Here is a 20,368-nt window from a genome sequence, read left to right on the forward strand (position 1 = left end):
CGCCAGCACTGAGAGGAACACCGGAGCCAATGAGGATGAACGACTTGACCAAGAACCTCCTGCTATGGGTGGTCGTCGCCGTCGTGCTGATGGTGGTCTTCCAGAGCTTCTCGCCCAAGACCTCCGGGGCCGGGGCGCAGGGCGCTTCGTATTCGCAGTTCCTGGACCAGGTGGATAGCGGCAACGTGCAGAAGGTCGCCTTTGGCGGCGATACGCGCGGCGGTACCAGCCAGATCACCTACACCACCCGTGGTGGGCAGTCGTCTACCATCACCGCGCCGTTCGATCGCGACCTGATCAACGTGCTGCGCACCAAGAACGTCGAGATCGTGCAGGAAGAGCCGTCCAGCGGCATCTCCCTCGGCGCGATCCTGATGAATTTCCTGCCGGTCATCCTGATCATCGGCTTCTGGCTGTTCATCATGCGGCAGATGCAGGGCGGTGGCGGCGGTGCCAAGGGCGCGATGTCCTTCGGCAAGTCGCGCGCCAAGCTGCAGGGTGAAGACCAGATCAAGGTCACCTTCGCCGATGTTGCCGGTTGCGACGAGGCCAAGGAAGAAGTCGGCGAACTGGTCGACTTCCTGCGTGACCCGTCCAAGTTCACCAAGCTCGGCGGCAAGATCCCGCGCGGCGTATTGATGGTCGGCCCGCCGGGTACCGGCAAGACGCTGCTGGCCAAGGCCATCGCCGGTGAAGCCAAGGTGCCGTTCTTCTCGATCTCCGGTTCGGACTTCGTGGAAATGTTCGTCGGCGTCGGCGCAAGCCGAGTGCGCGACATGTTCGAGCAGGCCAAGAAGCACGCGCCGTGCATCATCTTCATCGATGAGATCGACGCCGTCGGTCGCCACCGTGGTGCCGGCCTGGGCGGCGGTCATGACGAGCGCGAGCAGACCCTGAACCAGCTGCTGGTCGAGATGGACGGTTTCGAAGGCGGTGAAGGCGTGATCGTGATCGCCGCCACCAACCGTCCTGACGTGCTGGACCCGGCGCTGCTGCGTCCGGGCCGCTTCGACCGCCAGGTAGTGGTCGGTCTGCCGGACGTGAAGGGCCGCGAGCACATCCTCAAGGTGCACATGCGCAAGCTGCCGCTGGCCGACGATGTCGTGCCGATGGTGATCGCGCGTGGTACGCCGGGCTTCTCCGGCGCCGACCTGGCCAACCTCTGCAACGAGGCCGCCCTGTTCGCCGCCCGTGGCAACGAGAAGGAGGTCCGCATGGACCACTTCGATCGCGCCCGCGACAAGATCCTGATGGGTGCCGAGCGCCGCTCGATGGCCATGAGCGAGGAGGAGAAGACTCTCACCGCTTACCACGAAGCCGGCCATGCCATCGTTGGCCGCCTGGTGCCGGAGCATGACCCGGTCTACAAGGTCACGATCATTCCGCGCGGCCGTGCGCTGGGCGTGACCATGTACCTGCCGGAAGGCGACAAGTACTCGATGAACCGCGTGGCGATCCAGTCGCAGCTGTGCTCGCTGTACGGTGGACGCGTGGCCGAAGAACTGATCTTCGGTACCGACAAGGTCACCACCGGTGCGTCCAACGACATCGAGCGTGCCACCAAGATGGCCCGCAACATGGTCACCAAGTGGGGCCTGTCCGAGCAGCTCGGCCCGATCGCCTATGGCGAAGAGGACGATGAGGTGTTCCTGGGTCGTTCGGTGACCCAGCACAAGAGCGTGTCCAACGACACTGCCCGTCGCATCGACGAGGAAGTGCGCAACATCCTCGACAAGGCGTACGCCCGCACCACCGAGCTGCTGACCGAGAACATCGACAAGCTGCACACGATGTCGCAGCTGCTGCTGCAGTACGAAACCATTGATGCGCCGCAGATCGACGCGATCATGGAAGGTCGTGATCCGCCGCCGCCGATGGGCTGGAACAAGTCCAACAAGGATGGCGGCAACAACGACAAGGGCGGCGATGCCCGTCCGTTGCCGCCGATCGCCGGTCCGGCCGAATCGATCTGACGGCCTGCCGTACGCAATGCAAGACGAGGCCGGGGCAACCCGGCCTTGTTGTTTTCGGGCCCCGGCCCATCCGATCCCGACCGTCCGCTGGAGTCCGCATGTCCGCCCCCAAGCCTGAACCGATTTCCCACACCGCCGAGATGGTGATCGCCACCGTAGTCGGCGTCGCTGTCGGCCTGACCGTGGACAATCTGCTGCTGGGCTGTGGCGTGGGTATCGCGGTGGGTATCCTGCTGAGCATCATCAAGACGCTGTACGTGGACCGGAAGCGTCGCCGGCAGCGGTGAGGTTTGCCGGCAGGGCGGCGCCCTGCACCCGCCGAAGCGGTAGTGCCGGCCGCTGGCCGGCAACCTCAACAGCAAAAGCAACCGCAGCATTCCGTGGGATGGCGGGGTGGGTCCGGTTGCGGGGGGGCGCTGCAAGTACGTCCATGTAGGCTCGGTCGCCGCTTGCTCGTGTGCGCTGTCCTGCGCACACGGCAAGACCGGGGTTGGGCGTCCTGCCCAGCCCGCCCGAGGCATGCCTCGGGCCCATGCGGCTCACGCCCCCGCAATCGGACCCACCCCGCCTTCGAGAGTTTCCCGGTGGCCAGTAGATCCACGCCATGCGTGGATGAATCTCCATCGGAATCGAATATCTCGACAATTGAACGAAGAGCATCCACGCATGGCGTGGATCTACCGTGTCGACCAAGGTCGACACCTACCAACAGCGGCCCTACAGCAGCGGGAAATTGTCGAAGGCGGGGCCGTGTCGGATTGCGGGGTGTCCGCGGCACGGATGCCGCGGCCAAGCCTACAGGGACGTACTTGCGGCGTCCCCGCAATCCGACACCGTCCCGCCATCCCACGGATAGCCCGCTGTTGCCGTTGTTGCCGTTGTTGTTGAGGTTGCCGGCCAGCGGCCGGCACTACCGCCTCTGCGGGTGCAGGGCGCAGCCCTGCCGCCTTAAACTAACCTTCGTTGCCCGCAGGATCTGCCATGTTCGACATCTCGCCCCAGCTCGATTGCGCCGGCCGCATCCTGCGCCTGGACCGTGCCCGGGTCATGGGTATCGTCAACGTCACCCCGGATTCGTTCTCCGATGGGGGTGCCCATGACACCACCGAGGCGGCGGTCGCGCATGGCCTGAAGCTGGTGGAGGAGGGCGCCGACCTGCTCGACATCGGCGGCGAATCGACCCGTCCGGGCGCGGCGCCGGTGTCGATCGACGAGGAACTGCGTCGTGTCGTGCCGGTCATCGAGCAGCTGGCAGCGCGCACGGCGGTCCCGATCAGCATCGATACCTTCAAGCCGGAGGTGATGCGTGCCGCCGTTGCCTCAGGCGCCGGGATGATCAACGACATCTTCGGCCTGCGCCAGGACGGTGCGCTGCAGGCGGCGGCGGACGCAGGCGTGCCGGTGGTGCTGATGCACATGCAGGGCGAACTGGGTCACATGCAGGCCGACCCGCAGTACGACGACGTGGTCGCCGAGGTTCATGGCTTCCTGGTGCAGCGGCTGTTCGCCGCAGAGATGGCCGGTATCGCCAAGAAGAATCTGGTGATCGACCTCGGCTTCGGCTTCGGCAAGACCACGGCCCACAACATGACGCTGCTGGCCCGTTCGGAGCGTTTCCTTGAACTGGGCGTGCCGATGCTGGCCGGGCTGTCGCGCAAGCGCAGCTTGGGCGAGCTGACCGGTCGTCAGTCGCCGGCAGAGCGTGTCGCTGCGTCGGTGGCCGCACACCTGATCGCCGTCCAGCGCGGCGCCCGTATCGTGCGCGTGCACGATGTGGCAGCGACGGTCGATGCATTGAAGGTCTGGCAGGCGGTCGAGGCGGTACCTGCCGTGCGGGTGGACGCCAAGCCGACCCTCCGCTGGCCGGACGAAGACTGATGGCAGTGGATCAGCGGCCGCTGGCGATCGCCGTGATGGGGCCGACCGCCAGCGGCAAGACCGCCACCGCGATCGCGCTGGCGCGGCAGCTGGACGGTGAAATCGTCAGTGTCGATTCGGCGCTGGTCTATCGCGGCCTGGATATCGGTTCGGCCAAGCCGGATGCGGCCGAGCGCGCACAGGCACCGCACCACCTGCTGGACCTGCGTGATCCCTGGCACACCTATTCGGCGGCCGAGTTCGCTGCCGACGCCGCCCGCGTGGTGGCCGACATCGCCGCCCGAGGCAAGACTCCGATCCTGGCCGGCGGCACGGGCCTGTACTTCCGCGCGCTGTTGCAGGGTTTGTCGCCGATGCCGGAGGCCGACCCGGCGATACGTGCCGTGCTGAGCGCCGAGGCCGCCGAGCGAGGCTGGGCGGCGCTGCACGCCGAACTGGCCGCCGTTGACCCCGCCGCCGCGGCACGCATCCATGCCACCGACCCGCAACGCATCCAGCGGGCGCTGGAGGTCTACCGGCTGACCGGCACGCCGATCAGTGAATGGCAGCGCCGCCCCGGAGTGGCTCCGTTGCCGGTGCGCACGTTGAAGCTGATTCTGGCGCCGCGCGACCGCGCCGTCCTGCACCAGCGCATCGAGGCCCGCTTCGACGCCATGCTCGCGCAGGGCTTCCTCGACGAAGTGCGCGCCCTGCGTGCGTTGCCGGAGATGCGGGCAGTGGTCGCACCGCTGGACCTGCCCGCCGTCCGCGCGGTGGGGTATCGCCAGGCCTGGGAGTATCTGGACGGCGACGGGGACGCGGCCCGCTTCCGGGACAAGTCCATTTTCGCCACCCGGCAACTGGCCAAGCGCCAGCTGACCTGGCTGCGCGGTGAGCTTGATGCTCGCTGGTTCGACCCCCATATGGATGGGGAGCGCCTGGCGGGCGCGGTGTCGACCTTCGTTGCACGCTGAACCGGCGCTGGCCGTGTACCATCATGGGCCGGCAAGCGGCTCGGGGGCCGCAGCAACCGCCGGCTACCAATAAGAACAATAATCAGGAGTGTGCAATGTCCAAGGGGCAATCGCTGCAGGATCCTTTCTTGAATGCACTGCGGCGCGAGCGCGTGCCGGTTTCGGTGTACCTGGTCAACGGCATCAAGCTGCAGGGCACGATCGAATCGTTCGATCAGTTCGTCGTTCTGCTGCGCAACACCGTCAGCCAGATGGTCTACAAGCACGCCATTTCCACCGTGGTGCCGGCGCGCAACGTCAAGGTCGGCCCGGGTGGCGGGTACGTGCAATCAGGTGAGGATGGTCAGGCGGGTGATGAAGCAGACGAATGATGTTGGAGCGGTGAATGTTTGACCGCTCGAAAAAGGGCGAACACGCCCTGTTGATCCAGCCGCATTTCGGCAAGCTGGAAGACGATGTGCTGGAAGAATTCGGTGATCTGGCCCGCTCGGCCGGCGCCAGCATCGCGGTGACCATCACCGCGCGGCTGGACCGCCCCAACCCGTCAACCCTGATCGGCAGCGGCAAGCTGGATGAGATCAAGGCTGCGGCCGAGGCGACCGGAGCCGACCTGATCCTGGTCAACCATTCGTTGAGCCCGGGTCAGGAGCGCAATCTGGAACGTTTCCTGGAGCGCCGGGTGATCGACCGTACCGGTCTGATCCTGGATATCTTCGCCCAGCGTGCGCACAGCCATGAAGGCAAGCTGCAGGTCGAGCTGGCCCAGCTGCGCCATCTGGCGACCCGCCTGGTGCGGGGTTGGACCCACCTGGAGCGCCAGCGCGGCGGTTCGATCGGCCTGCGCGGCCCGGGTGAAACCCAGCTGGAAACCGATCGCCGGCTGCTGCAGAAGCGGGTCGAGCAGCTGCAGAAGCGGCTGGAGAAAGTCGAAGTACAGCGCACCCAGATGCGCCGTGCGCGTGTGCGCAGCGAACTGCCGCGCGTGGCCCTGGTGGGCTACACCAACGCCGGCAAATCGACCTTGTTCAATGCGATGACCGGCGCCGAGGCGTATGCGGCCGACCAGTTGTTCGCCACCCTCGATCCGACCGTACGCCGGATCGCCGTGCCCGGTGGCAACGTCGTGCTGGCCGATACGGTTGGTTTCGTACGCGACCTGCCGCATGACCTGGTGGCGGCCTTCCGCTCGACCCTGTCTGAAGCGCGGGAAGCGGACTTCCTGCTGCATGTCGTCGATGCCGCGGACCCGCATCGCGAGGAGCGCATCGCCCAGGTCGACGAGGTGCTGACCGCGGTCGGTGCCGGCGATCTGCCGCAGCTGCTGGTGTTCAACAAGATCGACCGCATCGAGGGTGCCGACGTGCGCCACGATGGCCAGGACGGCGTACCGGATGAATCGCGGCGCGAGCGGGTGTGGATTTCCGCACGCGACGGGCAGGGCATGGAGCTGCTGCAGGCCGTGCTCGGCAAGCGGTTGGGCCTGCAGCATGTCACCGGCGAGCTGCGCCTGCCGCCCAGTGCCGGCCGCCTGCGCGCGCGCCTGCATCAACTGGAAGTGATCCGCAGCGAGCAGGCCGATGAAGAAGGCTGGTTGCTGCAGGTCGATCTTCCCATCGCCGAGGCCGAGAAGCTGGCCGCCACAGCCGACGGCGAGCCGATCCGGGCCCTGCTGCCGGAGAAGCTGCCCGAATGGTGAGCGAGTGCTGGCCGCTGGCCGGCATGTCCTGCGGCCGCGACACCGCCCTGCCATCTGCGGTACAACGTGCAGGCTCTTCATCTTCCAGCTACCCCGATGGCCTTCCCGACCGACACCGAACTCAATGCCCAGGCCGCTGCCCTGGGCCAGCACCTGCAGCAGGCTTCGCTGCAGCTGGTCACCGCTGAAAGCTGCAGCGGCGGCTGGATCGCCAAGTGCATGACCGACATCGCCGGTTCCTCGGTGTTCTTCGACTGCGGCATGGTGGTCTACAGCTATGAAGCCAAGCAGCGCCTGCTCGGCGTGCGTGCGCAGACGCTGGAGCAGTTCGGCGCGGTCAGCCGTGAAACGGTGCTGGAGATGGTCTCCGGGGCGCTGGTCAATTCCGGTGCCGGCATCGCGGTGGCGGTGACCGGTATTGCAGGGCCGGGCGGTGGCAGCCCGGACAAGCCTGTAGGCAGTGTCTGGATCGGCTGGAAGCGCCGTGGCGGCTATGCCCGGGCCGAACTGTTCCAGTTCGACGGTGACCGTGAAGCCATCCGCCGGCAGACCGTAGCGGCGGCATTGCACGGCATCGACGCCCAGCTGTGACATGCTGCTCCGGCAATCAACCGGAGTAGGCAACGATGTGGGAGACGCTGGGCACCGTCCGTGACCTTGGCCGGCTGCAGGAAATCGCCGCCGTCCTGATCCGCTACGGCTTCGGCGACGTGGTGCGGCGCATCGGCCTGGCCGCGGTACTGGAACGTACCGGCCGCCTGCTGCACTGGAACGAGGAGCGGCAGGAAATGCTGCGGATGACCGCGCCGGTGCGCGTGCGCAGCGCCCTGCAGGACCTCGGGCCGACGTTCGTGAAGCTGGGCCAGGTGCTCGCCACCCGCGTCGACCTGCTGCCGCCGGACTGGATCGCCGAACTCTCCGAGTTGCAGAACGCGGTCCCGGCATTGCCCTACGAGAAGATCCGCGAACAGCTGGAGGCCGATCTCGGTGCACCGCCGTCGCAGGTGTTTGCCTCCCTTGATGAAACCCCGATGGCGGCCGCGTCCTTGGCCCAGGCCCATCGGGCGCGGCTGCGTGATGGCCGCGAAGTGGTGCTGAAGGTGCGTCGCCCTGGTATCCGTGACGTGGTTGAAGCCGATCTGCGCCTGTTGGCACGGCTGGCCGAAATCGTTGAGGCACGGCTGCCGGATCTGCGCCGTTATCGGCCCGCCGAGGTGGTGCAGCAGTTCACCGTGTCGCTGCGCCGCGAGCTGGATTTTGCCGCGGAGTGCCGCAACGCCGAGCGAATCGCGCGCAACTTCGAGGGCCGTGACGACATCCTGATTCCGGCGGTGCACTGGCAATGGACCTGCGAAAGCCTGAATGTCCAGGATTTCGTCGACGGCATTGCCGGACGTGATCTGGCCGGTGTCGATGCGGCCGGCATCGACCGCCGTGAACTGGCCCGGCGTGGCGCCGACATCGTATTGAAGATGGTGCTGGAGGACGGCAGTTTCCATGCCGATCCGCACCCGGGCAACATCATCTACCTGCGCGACGGCCGCATCGGCGTGATCGATTTCGGCATGGTCGGCGCGTTGTCGGAGGTGCGTCGCTTCCAGGTCGCGCAGCTGCTGCACGGTCTGGTTGAACAGGATCCGCAGGGCGTGGCCGATGTGTTGCTGGACTGGGCCGGTGGCGTGGAAGTGGACGAGAACCGGTTGCAGCACGACATCAGCCTGTTCGTCGACCAGTACCGCGGCGTGCCGCTGAAGGACCTGCGCATCGGCCTGATGCTGGGCGACATCACCCAGCTGCTGCGCAGCTACAACCTGACCCTGCCGGCAGATCTGGCACTGATGATCAAGGCCTTCCTGACGCTGGAGGGCATGGGCCGCCAGCTCGACCCGGATTTCGACATGGCCAGCGCCGCGCGCCCGTTCCTGGAGCGGGTGGTACTGCAGCGCTATGCGCCGCGGGCGCTGTTCAAGCGTGGCCGGCGCAGCCTGCTCGGCATGATCGACTTCGCCGGTGAGTTGCCAAGGGACCTGCGCAAGCTGGTGCAGGCGGCGCGCCGTGGCCGGCTGCAGCTGAAGGTCGAGACCAACGCGCTGCAGGGCTTCGGCGACCAGGTCAATCGCGCCGCGAACCGCTTGGTGATGGGGATCGTCACGGCAGCCCTGATCATCGGCTCCTCGATCGTGATGCACAGCGTAGGCGGCGTTTCCAGTCGTTGGCTGCTGGCGCTGGGCGTGTGCGGTTTCATCGGCGCAGGGTTCTGCGGGGTGTGGATCCTGTTCTCGATCTGGAGAAGCGGCAAGCACACGTAGTGTGCTTACCGCGGGTCGGCTGCTTCTGGCTTTGCCGCCCCCAACCTGCCACGCCGCATTCCCGGTAGCGCCGGGCCATGCCCGACGGCTTTCGCTCCTCCCGGAATCGCCCTCGGCACTTGCAGTTTCGGGAGTTAGTAGTAATACTACTAACCATGGACCTGACCGACACCCAGCAGGCGATCCTGCAGTTGATCGCCGAGCGTATCGAGAGCGAAGGCGCCCCCCCTTCGCAGACTGAAATCGCGCGTGCCTTCGGCTTCAAGGGCGTACGCGCAGCGCAGTATCACCTGGAGGCGCTGGAGCAGGCCGGGGCGATCCGTCGCGTGCCGGGCCAGGCCCGCGGCATCCGTCTGGTGCAGGCACCGCCGGTGGAGAAGCTTGCCGAACCGGGCCTGCCCGACAGCGTCCTGCGTCTGCCGATCCTGGGTCGGGTTGCTGCCGGTCTGCCGATCGGCGCCGACATCGGCTCGGATGATTTCGTGGTGCTGGACCGGGTGTTCTTCTCGCCGGCGCCGGACTACCTGCTGAAAGTGCAGGGCGATTCGATGATCGACGAAGGCATTTTCGATGGTGACCTGATCGGTGTTCACCGCACCCGCGATGCCCATTCCGGGCAGATCGTGGTGGCCCGCATCGATGACGAGATCACCGTCAAGCTGCTGAAGATCGCCAAGGATCGCATCCGCCTGCTGCCGCGCAATCCCGACTACAAGCCGATCGACGTGCTTCCGGACCAGGATTTCTCGATCGAGGGCCTGTACTGCGGGCTGCTGCGACCGAACCGTTGACGATTCACTCTGCAATTCCCCGCGGTCTTTTGTGGCGATTCTCTGGTTCCGCTGAGGTTGGTACGGATGTCCGATAATTTTTTTCCGAACGCCGGGCAGAATCTCAGCCTGTGCGATACGCCAGCCTTAAAGTGAACCCATGGCCAAGAAGACTTCCAAAGACAGCACCTCCAACGACGTGACCTCTGCAAGGACCAATCCGATGGACGAGAACAAGAAGCGCGCCCTCGCTGCAGCTCTGGGCCAGATCGAAAAGCAGTTCGGCAAGGGCTCGGTGATGCGCATGGGCGACCGCGTGGTCGAGCCCGTCGAGGCGATCCCGACCGGTTCTCTGATGCTGGATATCGCATTGGGCATTGGTGGCCTGCCCAAGGGCCGCGTGGTGGAAATCTACGGTCCGGAATCCTCCGGCAAGACCACGTTGACCCTGCAGGCCATCGCCGAGTGCCAGAAGCTGGGTGGCACCGCCGCCTTCATCGATGCCGAGCACGCGCTGGACCCGATCTACGCAGGCAAGCTGGGCGTCAATGTCGACGATCTGCTGCTGTCGCAGCCGGATACCGGTGAGCAGGCGCTTGAAATCGCCGACATGCTGGTGCGCTCTGGCTCGGTGGACATCCTGGTGGTCGACTCGGTCGCCGCGTTGACCCCCAAGGCCGAAATCGAAGGCGAGATGGGTGACCAGCTGCCGGGCCTGCAGGCGCGTCTGATGAGCCAGGCGCTGCGCAAGCTGACCGGCAACATCAAGCGTTCCAACACGCTGGTGATCTTCATCAACCAGCTGCGCATGAAGATCGGAGTGATGATGCCGGGCCAGAGCCCGGAAGTGACCACCGGCGGCAACGCGCTGAAGTTCTATGCCTCGGTGCGCCTGGACATCCGCCGTATCGGCGCGATCAAGAAGGGCGACGAGATCATCGGCAACCAGACCAAGATCAAGGTCGTCAAGAACAAGCTGGCGCCGCCATTCAAGCAGGTCATCACCGAGATCCTGTACGGCGAAGGCATCAGCCGCGAGGGCGAACTGATCGATATGGGCGTCGAGGCCAAGCTGGTCGAGAAGGCCGGCGCCTGGTACAGCTACGGTGAAGAGCGCATCGGCCAGGGCAAGGACAACGCCCGTGGCTATCTGCGCGACAACCCGCAGGTTGCCGCCAAGCTTGAGGCTGAGCTGCGCGAGAAGTTCCAGCCGACCGAAGCCGTCCGTGAGGAAGGCGAAGACGAAGGCGACGACGAGTAAAGGCTTGCTGTGGGGCAGGGCGGCGCCGTCAGTGACGTCGCCCTGCCCTGCAGATTCGGTTTCCCCGACGGGGGACGCGCCAGGGACGGCGCATTTGATTGAAGGCGAGAATGAACGATTCCGACGCCCCGGCACCCGGCCGTAAGCGCCGCGTACGCGAGCAGACGCCTGTCCAGCGCGCCCTGGGCCTGCTGGTCCGTCGTGAGCACTCGCGCAAGGAGCTGACCCGCAAGCTGACGTCCCGGGGCATCGAGGACGAGGCTGCGCAGGCGGCGGTCGACAAGCTGACCGAGGCAGGTTGGCAGGACGACACCCGGTTTGCCGAGAATCTGGTGCGCATGCGCGCCAATACGGGTTATGGCCCCATCCATGTACGTGCCGAGCTGGGAACCCACGGGCTGGACAGCGAGCAGATCACTGCTGCGATGGATACCTTCGAGGGCGACTGGACGGAGAATGCCCGGGATCTGGTCCGTCGCCGCTTTGGTGAGGCCGGTCCGCAGGACCTCGCGCAGCGCCGCAAGGCCGCCGATCTGCTGGCCCGCCGGGGCTTCGATGGCGACAGCATCCGCCGCGCGACCCGCTACGATCCGGACGACTGAGACTGATGGCGCCGGGCCTGATACCCTTTGGGGTTTCGGCGGTCCGTTCGACCCTGGCCACTGCGGCCGGCGGCACGGGCCCCGGCCCGCAGACTGCCAGCCCCCATGAACGCATCCGCCAAATTCACGACATCCCAGATCCGCAGCGACTTCCTTGAATTCTTCAAGGGCAAAGGCCACACCATCGTGCCGTCGGCGCCGCTGGTGCCGGGCAACGATCCGACCCTGCTGTTCACCAACTCCGGCATGGTGCAGTTCAAGGACGTTTTCCTGGGCGCGGAAAAGCGCAGCTACGTGCGCGCGGCCGACGTCCAGCGCTGCCTGCGTGCCGGTGGCAAGCACAACGATCTCGACCAGGTGGGCTACACCGCCCGCCATCACACCTTCTTCGAAATGCTGGGCAACTGGTCCTTCGGCGATTACTTCAAGAAGGATGCGATCGCCTGGGCCTGGGAGCTGCTGACCCAGGTCTGGAAGCTGCCCGCCGAGCGCCTGCTGGTCACGGTCTACCAGACCGATGACGAGGCCTACGCACTGTGGCGCGACATGATCGGCATTCCGGAAGACCGGATCGTCCGCATCGGCGACAACAAGGGCGCGCCGTTTGCCTCGGACAACTTCTGGCAGATGGCCGATACCGGTCCCTGCGGTCCGTGCACCGAGATCTTCTACGATCACGGTGACCATATCGCCGGTGGTCCGCCGGGCTCGCCGGACGAGGACGGTGACCGTTTCATCGAGATCTGGAACCTGGTCTTCATGCAGTTCGATCGCCAGCAGGACGGCACGCTGATGCCGCTGCCGGCGCCGTGCGTGGACACCGGCATGGGCCTGGAACGCCTGGCTGCGATCCTCCAGCACGTGCATACCAACTACGAGATCGACCTGTTCCAGGCGCTGATCCGCAAGGCATCGGAGCTGACCGGCACCGCTGATCTGGAAAACAAGTCGCTGCGCGTGATCGCCGACCACATCCGCGCCTGTTCGTTCCTGATCGTCGATGGCGTGCTGCCGTCCAACGAAGGCCGCGGCTACGTGCTGCGCCGGATCATCCGCCGCGCACTTCGGCACGGCTGGATGCTGGGCGTGCGCCAGCCGTTCTTCAGCAAGCTGGTGCCGACCCTGGTCGAGCAGATGGGCGAGGCCTACCCGGAACTGCCCGCACAGGCCGATACCGTGGTGCGTGCCCTGCAGGCAGAAGAAGAGCGTTTCGCCGAGACGCTGGACTCGGGCATGAAGATCTTCGACGACGTTGCGGCCAAGGTCAGCAATGGCGTGATCCCGGGCGTGGACGCGTTCCGCCTGTACGACACCTACGGCTTCCCGCTCGACCTGACCCAGGACATCGCCCGCGAGCGTGACCTGACCGTGGACATCGACGGCTTCAACGCCGCGATGGAGACGCAGCGCGAGACCGCGCGTGCCGCCGGCAAGTTCGGCGGTGGCGTGACGCTGTCGGCCGATCTGGTCGCCACGCTCAAGCCGACTGTCTTCCTGGGCTATGACCGCCTGCAGGCCGACGGCCTCGGCGTGGTCGCGATCCTCAAGGATGGCCGCCCGGTGGAAGCTGCCCAGGCCGGTGACGAGGTCATCGTGCTGACCAACCAGACCCCGTTCTACGCCGAGTCCGGCGGCCAGGTCGGCGACACCGGCACCTTGTCCGCTGCCGGCGTACAGCTGCAGGTGAGCGATACCCAGAAGTTCGCGGGCCAGTTCCATGGCCACGTCGGCAAGATCACCCAGGGCAGCCTGAAGATCGGTGACGTGCTGTCCGGCCAGGTCGATGGCGAGCGCCGTGGCGCCACCATCCTCAACCACTCGGCGACCCACCTGCTGCATGCTGCCCTGCGCGAAGTGCTGGGCACCCACGTGCAGCAGAAGGGCTCGCTGGTGGCGCCGGACCGCCTGCGCTTCGACTTCTCGCATTTCCAGCCGATCAGCGCCGAGGAACTGGCGATCATCGAGCGCAAGGTCAACCAGCAGGTGCGCGCCAACAACGCCGCCGAAGTGCACAACATGGGCATGCAGGAAGCACTGGACTTCGGCGCGATGGCCCTGTTCGGCGAGAAGTACGGCGAGAACGTGCGCGTGCTGAAGATGGGCGACTACTCCACCGAGCTGTGTGGTGGCACCCACGTCAACCGGACCGGTGACATCGGTCTGTTCAAGATCACTTCCGAAGGCGGCGTCTCGGCCGGTGTGCGTCGTATCGAGGCCGTCACCGGCCAGGGCGCGCTGGACTACGTGGATGCCGAGGAGGCCCGCCTGACCGAGGCCGCCGAGCTGCTGGGTGGCAGTGCTGCCGACGTGGTCGAAAAGATCCGTGCGCTGGGCCTGCGCCAGAAGCAGCTGGAGCGCGAGCTGGAGGCCGTGAAGGCCAAGGTCGCCGCCGGCGCCACTGCCGACCTGTCCGGCCAGGCCGTCGAGGTCGCCGGTGTGAAGGTTCTGGCTGTCCGCCTGGAAGGCTTCGACGCCAAGGCCCTGCGCGATGCCATGGACCGCCTGAAGCAGCAGCTGGGCGACGCGGTGATCGTGCTGGCCGGTGCCCAGGACGGCAAGGCGGCCCTGGTCGCGGGCGTGAACGGCAGTGCAATGGGCAAGGTCAAGGCCGGGGAACTGTTGTCCCATATCGCCGGTCAGATCGGGGGCAAGGGCGGCGGACGCCCGGACCTCGCCCAGGGTGGTGGCGAGGACGGGCCCGCCCTTGCTACCGCGCTGGCTGCGGTCGTCGAATGGGTCAGCCCCCGCCTGTGATGAACCCCTGCCGTCCCCCTCCTTGTAGGAGCGGGACGGCTGACGGTACCATTGCGAATCTTTTCCCTTTGTCGTGGGCGCGCTTCTTGACGGAGCGTCAAGCCGGTGGGGGATACCCTTCCACACGGTTCCATGGAGACTTAAAAAAATGTTGATCCTGACTCGCCGCGTCGGCGAAACCCTGATGATCGGTGACTCGGTGAGCGTCACCGTGCTTGGCGTCAAGGGTAACCAGGTGCGTATCGGCATCACTGCGCCGAAGGACGTCGCCGTGCATCGCGAAGAGATCTACCAGCGCATCCAGCGTGGTGACGAAGCCGGCAGCACCGGTGGTGAAAATTCTGCGGAATAAGGCTTTACCTTCGCGCGTGATTAACGTTATGATTCACGCCCCGCTGAGGTGCAACGCACCAGACGCGGAGAAAACCCCGGAGTGATGCCCGAGCGGCTGAAGGGGCTCCCCTGCTAAGGGAGTATAGGGTCAAAAGCTCTATCGAGGGTTCGAATCCCTCTCACTCCGCCAGATGCAAAAGAACGCCCGCAGATCCTGGATCCGCGGGCGTTTTCTTTTTGCTTCGCGTTGACCTGCGGCCTACGATCGCGGTGCCAGGTTCGCAGCATGACCGCCGAGCGGAGCACGTCTCCGTGACGGCAGGATGGTCACGCTGAGAGCCTTTGTTGTCGACCCCGGATCACCTGTCTGATGCAATAAGCGCCTGCGAAGGTCCTGCCAACGGGCCGCAGCTGGGTATGATCGACGCACCATGACGCCGCCTGATTCCCCGCAGGACCCGCTGCAGCGCTTCCATCCCGCGACGCAGGCCTGGTTCCGTGCTGCGTTCGACGCCTCCACGCCGGTGCAGGATCAGGCCTGGTCGTCGATCGGTGCTGGCCAACATACCCTGGTCATCGCGCCAACCGGATCGGGCAAGACACTTGCCGCATTCCTGCATGCCATCGACCAGCTGTTCGCCGAGCGTGATCGGCAAGCGCGTGCAGCGCCGTCGGCCAAGCCGGTGCGGCGCACCCGCGTGCTTTACCTGTCGCCGATCAAGGCGCTGGGCAGCGACGTGCAGCGCAACCTGCAGGTGCCGCTGCAGGGCATCATCGACGAGCGCGCCCGGCGCGGCGAGCCGGCGGTGCAGCTGACCGTCGCATTGCGTACCGGCGATACCTCCAGCAGTGAACGTGCAGGCCTGGTGCGGCGGCCGCCGGACATCCTGATCACTACGCCCGAGTCGCTGTACCTGATGCTGACCTCGCAGGCACGCGAGATCCTGCGCGATGTGCAGACCGTCATTCTCGATGAAATCCATGCAGTGGCCGGTGGTAAACGCGGTTCGCATCTGGCGCTGAGCCTGGAACGGCTGGATGCGCTGCTGCACGAACCGGCGCAGCGCATCGGCCTGTCAGCCACGGTGCGGCCGGTCGACGAGGTGGCGGCGTTCCTGGGCGGCGACCGCCCGGTGAGCGTGGTCCAACCCGGCTCGGCGCGGCAGCTGCAGATGCGCATCGTGGTGCCGGTGGAAGACATGTCCAGCCTGGCTACGCAGGGCACCCCCGGGGAGCGCGACGGCGGCGCGCGGATCGGCTCGATCTGGCCGCATGTGGAGGCAAGCATTCTCGACAACGTGCTGCGCCATCGCTCGACGATTGTCTTTGCCAATTCGCGAGGCGTAGCCGAAAAGCTGACCGCACGCCTGAACGAGCTGCACGCCGGACGCAGTGGCGAAGACGACGCAGCCCCGGGCGAGGCGGGCAACGGATTGGCCTACGGCTCTTTCACCGGCAGTACGGTCAACCGGGTCTCCGCTGCGCCGGCACTGATCGCACGCGCGCATCACGGATCGGTCTCCAAGGAGCAGCGCGGCGAGATCGAGCAGGCGCTGAAATGGGGTGCACTGCGCTGCGTGGTGGCCACGTCCAGCCTGGAGCTGGGGATCGACATGGGGCTGGTCGACCTGGTGATCCAGGTGGCCGCGCCGCCGTCGGTGGCCAGCGCCCTGCAGCGCGTTGGTCGCGCCGGCCACCAGGTGGGTGGCATGTCCCGCGGTCTGGTGTATCCGCGTACGCGGCGCGACCTGATCGATGCCGCCGTGGTGGTGGACAGCATGCTGGCCGGACGCATCGAGGCCATCGCTCCGCCGCGCAACCCGCTTGATGTATTGGCCCAGCAGACGGTGGCGGCGGTGGCGATGGAGCCGTTGCAGGCCGATGCCTGGTATGCGCGGGTACGCCGTGCGGCGCCGTACCGCTCACTCCCGCGCAGTGCTTTCGACGCGGTGCTGGACATGCTTTCCGGCCGCTACCCGTCCGAGGATTTCGCCGGCTTCCGGCCGCGGCTGGTATGGAACCGGCAGAGCGGTGAGCTCAGCGCTCGCCCCGGTGCGAAGCAACTGGCGGTTACCAGCGGCGGCACCATTCCCGACCGTGGCATGTACAGCGTGGTGCTGCCTGAAGGAGAAGAGCGGGCCGGATCGCGTCGCGTCGGTGAGCTGGACGAGGAAATGGTCCACGAGTCGCGGGTGAATGATGTGATCACGCTGGGCGCGACTTCATGGCGGATCGACCAGATCACCCACGATCAGGTGGTGGTGACGCCCGCACCCGGACGCTCGGCGCGCCTGCCGTTCTGGCGTGGCGAAGGTGTCGGCCGCCCTGCCGAACTGGGACAGGCCATCGGCGCGTTTCTCGCCGCGTTGGAGGCGCACATCGATGGCAGTGACACCCCTTCGACGGCGCTGCACGCACGCCTGCAGGCCAGTGGCCTGGACGCCAACGCGATCAGCAACATGCTCGGCCTGGTCGCCGAGCAGCGGCAGGCCACGGGCGTGCTGCCCACCGATCTGCGCCTGGTGGTGGAACGCTGCCGCGACGAGCTGGGCGACTGGCGGGTGATGCTGCATTCGCCGTATGGCCGTCGCGTGCATGATCCGTGGGCATTGGCGGTGGCAGCCCGATTGCGCGAACGCTGGGGCATCGACCCGGCCGTGGTCGCCAGCGACGATGGCATCATCGCGCGGATTCCCGACAGTACAGGGCGCGTTCCGGGGGCGGACATGTTCGTGTTCGAACCGGAACGGTTGCGCCGCACGATCACCGCGGCGGTCGGTCATTCGGCACTGTTCGCGGCGCGCTTCCGCGAGTGTGCCTCGCGCGCACTGCTGTTGCCGCGTCGCACGCCGGGGCGTCGATCGCCGCTGTGGCAGCAGCGCCTGCGCGCCGGCCAGTTGCTGGAGATCGCGCAGGCCCATGCGGAGTTCCCGATCCTGATCGAGACCGCCCGCGAGTGCCTGCAGGATGTCTACGACCTGGATGCGCTGGACGCACTGATGCAACGCGTTCAACGCGGCCAGGTGCAGTTGCTGGACGTCGCGACCGAGGTGCCTTCGCCGTTCGCGGCCAATCTGCTGTTCGGCTATGTCGCCGAGTTCATGTACGAGGCGGACGTGCCGCTGGCCGAGCGCCGCGCTTCGGTGCTGTCACTGGACAGTGGCCTGCTCGCCGAGCTGCTGGGCCAGGTAGACCTGGGCGAACTGCTGGATGCAGGGGTGGTCGATCAGGTTGAACGGGAACTGCAGCGGCTGGAACCTGCGCGCAGGGCCCATGGCATGGAGGGCGTGTCCGACCTGCTGCGCGAGCTCGGACCGTTGCCTGCATCGGACCTGGCGCTGCGCCTGTCCGATCCGGAATGCGTGGAAGTGCACCTGGCAGCGCTGCAGGCGCAGCAGCGCGCGATCCCGGTTTCCATTGCCGGCCACACGCAGTGGGTCGCCGTGGAGGACGCCGCACGTGTGCGCGATGCGTTGGGTACGGCGCTGCCGGGCGGGCTGCCCGAGGTGTTTCTTGCAGGCATGCCCGATCCCCTCGGCGATCTGCTGGCCCGCCACGCACGTACGCATGCGCCCTTCACCAGCAGCGCGCTGGCCAAGCGGTTCGGGCTGGGTGTGGCGGTGGTCGACGGCGCGCTGGAAAGGCTGCAGGAGCAGGGGCGGGTGCTGCGTGGCAGTTTCGGCGCAGCGCGGCGACAGCAGGGAAATGAGCGCGTGCATCCGTCGCCGGACGTAGTGCACGAATGGGTCAGCGAAGATGTATTGCAGCGTCTGCGCCTGCGTTCGCTGCAGGCGGCACGTGAAGCCACCCGGCCGGTGCCACCGGCAGCCTATGTGCGCCTGCTGCTGGAGGGGCAGGGGGTGTTGCTGGAAGGCGGCGCCGGGCGTGCCCGCAATGGTGCCGTTGCGGCCATGCTCGAGGGCAGCGACGGCGTTGCCCGTGTGGTCGAGCAGTTGGCGGGGTTGCCGCTGCCGGTTTCGGTCTGGGAACACCAGGTCCTGCCGGCCCGGGTGCGCGACTACGCACCGGCCCTGCTTGATGAACTGCTGGCGACCGGCATGGTGCTGTGGGCCGGGCACGGGCGGCTGGGTGACGACGACGGCCTGGTGTCGCTGCACCTGCAGGACCATGCCGCCGAAACGTTGCCGCTGCTGCCGGAAGCGGATCCGGCGCTGCGTACCCCGATGCAGGACGCCATCGTGCAGGTTCTGGCTGATGGCGGCGCCTACTTCGCGCGGCAGCTGGCCACGCAGGTGCAGTCGCGTCTGGCCGGCAGTGCGGCGGCGGCCGAGGACTTCCAGCTGGCGCTATGGCAGCTGGCCTGGAGGGGCGAAGTGAGCAGCGACCTGTGGTCGCCGTTGCGGGCCCTGGCCGGCGTGCGCCAGCAGCGGGCGCGCGTTGCGTCGGCCTCGCGGCGCACGCGGGGTTTCCGCTTCATGCCGATGCTGGACGCGCGGGCCACGGCGCTGGACCCGGCCATTGCCAGCGGGCCGACCCTGGCGGGGCGATGGTCGTTGCTGCCCCGCGAGCGCAGCAACGACACGGTGCGGGCGCTGGCGCTGGGCGAAGGCCTGCTTGATCGCTACCGGGTGGTGACCCGGGCGGCGGCAATGACCGAAGCGGTAACCGGTGGGTTCCCTGCACTGCAGCCTGTCTATCGAGGCATGGAGGATGCCGGGCAGGTCCTGCGCGGCCGCTTCGTGGCGGGGCTGGGCGGAGCACAGTTTGCAGAGCGCGGCACCATCGACCATCTGCGCGAGCTGTCCGAGCGTGTGCCGCGTGAGCTTTCGGTCGTCGCCCTGTCAGCGCTGGATCCGGCCAATCCCTTCGGCAGCCTGCTGCCGTGGCCGCAGCCGGTGGCCGGTGCACGTCCGCTGCGGCGCTCCGGCGCGATGGTGGTGATCGGCAACGGCCGGTTGCTGCTGTACCTGGCGCAGGGCGGGCGGCAACTGTCCAGCTGGATCGAGGGCGGGGCAGAGGATGCGGCCAATACTCTGGTTGCCGCTGCACAGGCCCTGGCGGTGGCATTGCGCCGGGGGCGGCGCCTGTCCTTCACCCTGGAACGGATCAATGATGTGCCGGTGCATCGCGGTGCGCTGGTGGACGCGCTGCGGGCCGCAGGCTTCAGCAACGAGCCGCGCGGGCTGGGATGGAACGGCTGAGCGCGGCGGAATCACCTCGATGAATGCTCACCCCGTGGGGCCTGGCCCCGGATCGGACTGCCGGACTGTGATGCAGTTCGTTACGCGCCTGCCCCGATGGCTGCAGAGTCCGGGTAGTGTGGCCACCGTGCACGTTGCGCAGACGGTTCTTCACTCGACAGGAGACTTACATGAAGCTGTTTTCTGCTGTGCTGCTGTCCCTTCTTTCGCTGCAGGCATCGACATCGACGGCGCAGGCGGCCGGCGCTCTGCCTTCGCCCCTGCTCGGCCGCTGGTCGCTGGAGATCGCCACTTCCGCTCTTCCCGAGGCGCAGCGGCCGCAACAGGTCGTGCTGGAATTCAAGGATGCCGGTGCGGGCAGGTGGAGCTCGCACGTGGACATCGTCCTGCATGACGGCAAGACCATGAAATCCGACGGTACGCTGGCACTGGATGGCACGCCCGCGGCGCTGACCGGCAGCTACGGTGCCAACCAGGCAACGCTGAAACTGCCGGCGCCGAACACGCTGGTGATGCAGCTGGTCGATCATGGCGCGCCGGCGTCCACCCGCGTGTACACGGTGGCCGCCGATCGTTCAACGATGACCGAGACCAAGGCCTTCTTCGGCCATGACGGCACGCCGATCCTGCAGACCAACCTGTTCAAGCGGCTGCCGTAGTGATGTGATGCAGCGGCA

The 20,368-nt window shown here is 66.7% G+C and carries 15 protein-coding genes and 1 tRNA gene; all 16 read left to right on the forward strand.

What is annotated here, in order from left to right:
* Nucleotides 1-35: 35 nt before the first annotated feature.
* The 16 genes from ftsH (at nucleotide 36) to D0Y85_RS07940 (ending at nucleotide 20,350) form a co-directional block, all read left to right on the forward strand.
* Nucleotides 36-1,973 carry an ATP-dependent zinc metalloprotease FtsH gene (ftsH, locus tag D0Y85_RS07855; RefSeq protein ID WP_162887629.1) on the forward strand — a complete coding sequence of 646 codons (1,938 nt, stop codon included), beginning with the start codon at nucleotides 36-38 and terminating at the stop codon, nucleotides 1,971-1,973.
* Nucleotides 1,974-2,071: 98 nt separating this feature from the next.
* Complete coding sequence (locus tag D0Y85_RS07860; RefSeq protein ID WP_025878913.1) at nucleotides 2,072-2,260, forward strand: hypothetical protein; 189 nt, start codon at nucleotides 2,072-2,074, stop codon at nucleotides 2,258-2,260.
* Nucleotides 2,261-2,954: 694 nt separating this feature from the next.
* Nucleotides 2,955-3,851, forward strand: a complete 897-nt coding sequence (folP, locus tag D0Y85_RS07875) for a dihydropteroate synthase (protein WP_117310078.1) — start codon at nucleotides 2,955-2,957, stop codon at nucleotides 3,849-3,851.
* A complete protein-coding gene (gene miaA / locus D0Y85_RS07880; RefSeq protein WP_117310079.1) occupies nucleotides 3,851-4,804 on the forward strand; it encodes a tRNA (adenosine(37)-N6)-dimethylallyltransferase MiaA in 954 nt (317 codons plus the stop codon). Before folP ends, miaA begins: the two co-directional genes overlap by 1 nt.
* Before the next feature lie 95 nt (nucleotides 4,805-4,899).
* Entirely contained in the window at nucleotides 4,900-5,175 is a 276-nt protein-coding gene (gene hfq, locus D0Y85_RS07885) for an RNA chaperone Hfq (RefSeq protein ID WP_025878916.1), read from the forward strand.
* Between the two features lie 14 nt (nucleotides 5,176-5,189).
* The gene (gene hflX / locus D0Y85_RS07890) at nucleotides 5,190-6,500 is read left to right on the forward strand and encodes a ribosome rescue GTPase HflX (protein ID WP_117310080.1); all 1,311 of its coding nucleotides are present in this window, start codon (nucleotides 5,190-5,192) and stop codon (nucleotides 6,498-6,500) included.
* A gap of 96 nt (nucleotides 6,501-6,596) precedes the next feature.
* Nucleotides 6,597-7,091: a CinA family protein gene (locus D0Y85_RS07895; RefSeq protein ID WP_117310081.1), complete on the forward strand. Its 495-nt coding sequence runs from the start codon at nucleotides 6,597-6,599 to the stop codon at nucleotides 7,089-7,091.
* A 35-nt stretch (nucleotides 7,092-7,126) separates the two neighbouring features.
* On the forward strand, nucleotides 7,127-8,809 hold the full coding sequence (ubiB, locus tag D0Y85_RS07900; protein WP_117310082.1) for a 2-polyprenylphenol 6-hydroxylase: 1,683 nt from the start codon (nucleotides 7,127-7,129) through the stop codon (nucleotides 8,807-8,809).
* A 155-nt stretch (nucleotides 8,810-8,964) separates the two neighbouring features.
* On the forward strand, nucleotides 8,965-9,600 hold the full coding sequence (lexA, locus tag D0Y85_RS07905; protein WP_025878920.1) for a transcriptional repressor LexA: 636 nt from the start codon (nucleotides 8,965-8,967) through the stop codon (nucleotides 9,598-9,600).
* Nucleotides 9,601-9,802: 202 nt separating this feature from the next.
* On the forward strand, nucleotides 9,803-10,840 hold the full coding sequence (gene recA / locus D0Y85_RS07910) for a recombinase RecA (protein WP_117310083.1): 1,038 nt from the start codon (nucleotides 9,803-9,805) through the stop codon (nucleotides 10,838-10,840).
* A gap of 110 nt (nucleotides 10,841-10,950) precedes the next feature.
* A complete protein-coding gene (recX, locus tag D0Y85_RS07915) occupies nucleotides 10,951-11,442 on the forward strand; it encodes a recombination regulator RecX (RefSeq protein ID WP_025878922.1) in 492 nt (163 codons plus the stop codon).
* A 105-nt stretch (nucleotides 11,443-11,547) separates the two neighbouring features.
* The gene (alaS, locus tag D0Y85_RS07920; protein ID WP_117310084.1) at nucleotides 11,548-14,196 is read left to right on the forward strand and encodes an alanine--tRNA ligase; all 2,649 of its coding nucleotides are present in this window, start codon (nucleotides 11,548-11,550) and stop codon (nucleotides 14,194-14,196) included.
* A 148-nt stretch (nucleotides 14,197-14,344) separates the two neighbouring features.
* Nucleotides 14,345-14,548 (forward strand): carbon storage regulator CsrA, encoded by a 204-nt coding sequence (gene csrA, locus D0Y85_RS07925; RefSeq protein ID WP_025878924.1) that lies wholly within the window; start codon nucleotides 14,345-14,347, stop codon nucleotides 14,546-14,548.
* 78 nt (nucleotides 14,549-14,626) lie between these two features.
* A tRNA-Ser gene (locus D0Y85_RS07930) sits at nucleotides 14,627-14,719 on the forward strand.
* Nucleotides 14,720-14,960: 241 nt separating this feature from the next.
* Nucleotides 14,961-19,691, forward strand: coding sequence for an ATP-dependent helicase (locus D0Y85_RS07935; RefSeq protein ID WP_117310085.1), 4,731 nt, complete (start codon nucleotides 14,961-14,963; stop codon nucleotides 19,689-19,691).
* Between the two features lie 170 nt (nucleotides 19,692-19,861).
* Nucleotides 19,862-20,350, forward strand: a complete 489-nt coding sequence (locus D0Y85_RS07940; RefSeq protein WP_117310086.1) for a LuxR family transcriptional regulator — start codon at nucleotides 19,862-19,864, stop codon at nucleotides 20,348-20,350.
* Nucleotides 20,351-20,368 lie beyond the last annotated feature (18 nt).

It is taken from the genome of Stenotrophomonas sp. G4, from assembly GCF_003428825.1.
Classification (GTDB): domain Bacteria; phylum Pseudomonadota; class Gammaproteobacteria; order Xanthomonadales; family Xanthomonadaceae; genus Stenotrophomonas; species Stenotrophomonas indicatrix.